This is a genomic window from Streptomyces durocortorensis (assembly GCF_016901035.1).
Taxonomy (GTDB): Bacteria; Actinomycetota; Actinomycetes; order Streptomycetales; family Streptomycetaceae; genus Streptomyces; species Streptomyces durocortorensis.
Genome location: NZ_JAFEUF010000247.1, coordinates 1 through 3,553, shown reverse-complemented (window position 1 = coordinate 3,553; position 3,553 = coordinate 1). Strand labels below are relative to the sequence as shown.

Sequence of the window (3,553 nt, the reverse complement as noted above, 5' to 3'; positions counted from 1 at the left end):
CCTCAATCGCCGGAGGGGCTGAGTGTGCGGACCGGTCCGCGTTTTCAGCCCCTCCGGCGATTGAGGAGCGGGGTCCGGGGCGGAGCCCCGAAATTGAGCCCCTCCGGCGATTGAGGAGCGGGGGTTCGGGGGCGGAGCCCCTGAGGGCAGTCACCGGTTCGGGCGGTCGCCCGACTTCGCCGCCGCTGCCATCTCCGCCACCCGCGCCAGCATCGGCATCGGATCCACCCCCACCGTCCCCGGCAGAAAGTCCGCGATCCGCTCCGGCGTCCAGGCCGCCCCCTCCGCGTATCCCGCCCGCAGCTCCCTCGGCTGGGCCCAGACCGCGATCTTCGGGCCCGCGATCGTGTACACCTGCCCGGTGATCCCCTCCGCCCGCGCCCGCTCGCTCAGCAGGTAGACGACCAGCGCCGCCACATCCTCCGGCTCACCGATCTCCTTCAGCTCCATCGGCACCCCGGCCGACATCCGGGTCCGGGCGACGGGCGCGACCGCGTTCGCCGTGACCCCGTACCTGTGCAGGCCCAGCGCCGCGCTGCGGACCAGCGAGATGATCCCGCCCTTCGCCGCGCTGTAGTTGGCCTGGGAGACGCTGCCCTGGTGGTTGCCGCTGGTGAAGCCGATCAGCGTGCCGCCGCCCTCCTGCTTCCGCATCACCGCCGAGGCCGCCCGGAAGACCGTGAACGTGCCTTTCAGATGCGTGGCGAGGACCGGATCCCACTCCTCCTCGGACATGTTGAACAGCATCCGCTCGCGCAGGATCCCGGCCACGCACACCACCCCGTCGAGCCGGCCGTACTCCGCCAGCGCCGTGTCCACGATCCGCTGCCCGCCCGCCATCGTGGAGATGTCGTCGGCCACGGCGACCGCCTCGCCGCCCGCCGCCTCGATCTCCTTGACTACGGCCCTGGCGATCTCGCTGGTCGGCTCGGCCCCTTCCACCGAGACGCCGTAGTCGTTGACGACGACCCGCGCCCCCTCCGCCGCCCCGGCGAGCGCGACCGCCCGCCCGATGCCCCGGCCGCCCCCGGTGACGGCGACCACCCTGCCTGCCAAGAAGTTCCCCATGCCCGGCCCCTTCCCGCGATTTCTGACGGACCGTTAGATTTTACGGGCAGTCAGATGCCCCGGCACAAGACCCAGGAGGTCCCCATGTCCCTGCCGGCCGAGTTCCACGAGATCGCGAAGCGCGTGAACAACTGGGGCCGCTGGGGGGAGGACGACGAGCTGGGGACGCTCAACCTGATCACCGACGCTGTCGTCCGGGAGGCCGTCGCCACCGTGCGTACCGGCCACCGGATACCGCTCGCGCTGCCGCTCCGGCAGGACGGGGTGCAGAGCGGACTCATCCCGGGCCGGATCAACCCGCTGCACACGATGGTCCAGATCAACCAGGAGATCTTCGGCCCCGGTACGGTCGCCACCAGCGACGACACCGTCACGATGGGGCTCCAGGCGGCCACCCACTGGGACGCCCTGACGCACGCCTCGCACAGCGGGAAGATCTACAACGGCCGTCCGGCGGAAACGATCACGGCGCACACCGGCGCACGTTTCTCGTCGATCGCCTCCGTGGCGCACCTCGTGTCGCGCGGGGTGCTGCTGGACGTAGCGCGCGCCCTGGGCGTGGACCGGCTGCCGGGCGACCACGCCGTGACGCCGGAGGACCTGGCGGCGGCCGAGGAGTTCGGGGGCGTACGCGTACGGGCCGGGGACATCGTGCTTGTACGGACCGGGCAGGTGCGCCTCGCGCTGGCCGGGGACCGGAACGCGTACGGCTATCCGTCGCCGGGGCTCTCGGTGCGCACGCCGGAGTGGTTCCACGCCCGGGACGTGGCCGCCGTCGCCAACGACACCCTGACCTTCGAGATCTTCCCGCCGGAGATCGAGGACCTGTGGCTGCCGGTGCACGCCCTGCACCTGGTGGAGATGGGCATGCTCCAGGGCCAGAACTGGAACCTGGAGGCGCTGTCCACCGCCTGTGCGGAGGAGGGCCGGTACGCCTTTCTCCTCACCGCCGCGCCGGAGCCGTTCACCGGGGCCACCGGCTCACCGGTCGCCCCGGTCGCGGTCCTGTAGAAGAGAACGGCGAGCGCGGTTCAGGCCAGGTTGTCGGTGAAGACGCACGAGGGCGGTTCGCACACCTCGCCGACGCCGCCCTGGACGACCACCGTGGACAGCTCCGCGGTCAGGACCGGGCCGCTCCGGTCGACCTCGCACCAGATCTGCTTCCCGGCGCCCTCCGGCAGCCAGCCCCAGCGGTCCGCGAGCCCGTCCACCAGCTCCAGGCCCCGGCCGTTGGTGTCCGAGCCCTCCGCGTGCCGCTGGAGCGGCGGGCAGTCACTGGCGTCCGCGACCTCCACCCGGACGGTCCCGGCCGCGCCGGACGCCCCGGCCCCGCCGAAGAGCATCCGCAGCACGGCCGGACAGCCCGTGTGGACGACCGCGTTGGTGACGAGCTCCGAGATCAGCAGGATGAGCGTCTCGGCGAGCGGCTCGTCATCCCCTATCCCGGAACCGACCAGGCGCGACCGCGCCCACCTACGGGCCCGCCCCACCTCTGCGGGATCCGGACCGACCTCCAGCTGAACCTGAAGCACCTGCACCGCTCACACCATCCGAACCGGCGGACACATCGCCTCGCGCCTCCTCAGGGTCACGGAACGTGATTCCCTTACGCGACAGCATGGTTGACGTACAGTCACCGCAACAAGCGCTTCGGGCATATTCCAGCGCGAAGGAGTACGCGTGGTGCATACTGTGCGACGCACGCTGCGGGGAGTCGAACAGGAGCGCGCAGAGACTGCGTGAAACGCTCTTCGGGCAGGCCCGGCACATCTCCGGCGAGCGCCCTCGCTCCGGACCGGAGCCGCCGCACAGGCCGCCCCCGGATCGTCCGGTTCCAGAACCACTCGCATCCCACGGAGCGTACCCGAGCCGGGCCCCGACTCCACCCGGTGACGAATCACGCAAAGGACACAAGCCGGTATCGACACCGGGCGGATGCGCTCTGTCACCCTCCGCCCCCCGCTTCCGGGCCCGGCCGTCCGTACGCCGCCGAGCTGCGCGGAAGCCGCCCCGCCGCCCCCAGATCGGCGGCGAGCAGCTCCTCCGCGCCGGCCCCGGAGAGCCAGGAGGCGGCCCGGAGCCAGGCCCGCTTCAGGTGGAGGTGAACATCTGCCTCCCAGGTGAAGCCCATCCCGCCGTGGATCTGGAGGCAGTCACGCGCGTTGCGTACGGCCGCGTCGTCGGCGAGGAGTTTGGCCGCCGCGATCTCCACCGGGTCACCGGTCACGGCGGCCGCGTACACGGCGGCGCGGGCCGGTTCGGTGCGGGCGAGCATGTCGGCGCAGAGATGTTTGACCGCCTGGAACGATCCGACGGGCGATCCGAACTGCTCGCGCTCCCCGGCGTGTTGAACGGCCGCCTCGGTGGTCCGGGCGGCACTGCCGAGCTGCTCGGCGGCGGTGAGCAGCGCGGCCTCGTACCGCAACCGCCCGGCGTGCGCCGGGGTGCGCTCCGTCGCGGCCGGGGTACGTACCGTGGCCGCCCG

General features: G+C 72.1%; 4 protein-coding genes. 1 reads left to right on the top strand and 3 read right to left on the bottom strand.

What is annotated here, in order from left to right:
- Positions 1-150 precede the first annotated feature (150 nt).
- The gene (locus JS521_RS29950; RefSeq protein ID WP_205086074.1) at positions 151-1,068 is read right to left on the bottom strand and encodes an SDR family oxidoreductase; all 918 of its coding nucleotides are present in this window, start codon (positions 1,066-1,068) and stop codon (positions 151-153) included.
- A gap of 84 nt (positions 1,069-1,152) precedes the next feature.
- On the opposite strand from JS521_RS29950, the gene JS521_RS29945 reads away from it, so the two are divergent.
- Entirely contained in the window at positions 1,153-2,079 is a 927-nt protein-coding gene (locus tag JS521_RS29945) for a cyclase family protein (protein ID WP_205086073.1), read from the top strand.
- Positions 2,080-2,099: 20 nt separating this feature from the next.
- Here the strand turns inward: JS521_RS29945 and JS521_RS29940 are convergent, their stop codons facing one another.
- Both JS521_RS29940 and JS521_RS29935 read right to left on the bottom strand, forming a co-directional pair.
- The gene (locus JS521_RS29940) at positions 2,100-2,606 is read right to left on the bottom strand and encodes an ATP-binding protein (protein ID WP_205086072.1); all 507 of its coding nucleotides are present in this window, start codon (positions 2,604-2,606) and stop codon (positions 2,100-2,102) included.
- A 407-nt stretch (positions 2,607-3,013) separates the two neighbouring features.
- Positions 3,014-3,553, bottom strand: a 540-nt coding sequence (locus tag JS521_RS29935; protein ID WP_239488027.1) for an acyl-CoA dehydrogenase family protein, incomplete at its 5' end; no start/stop codon positions are given.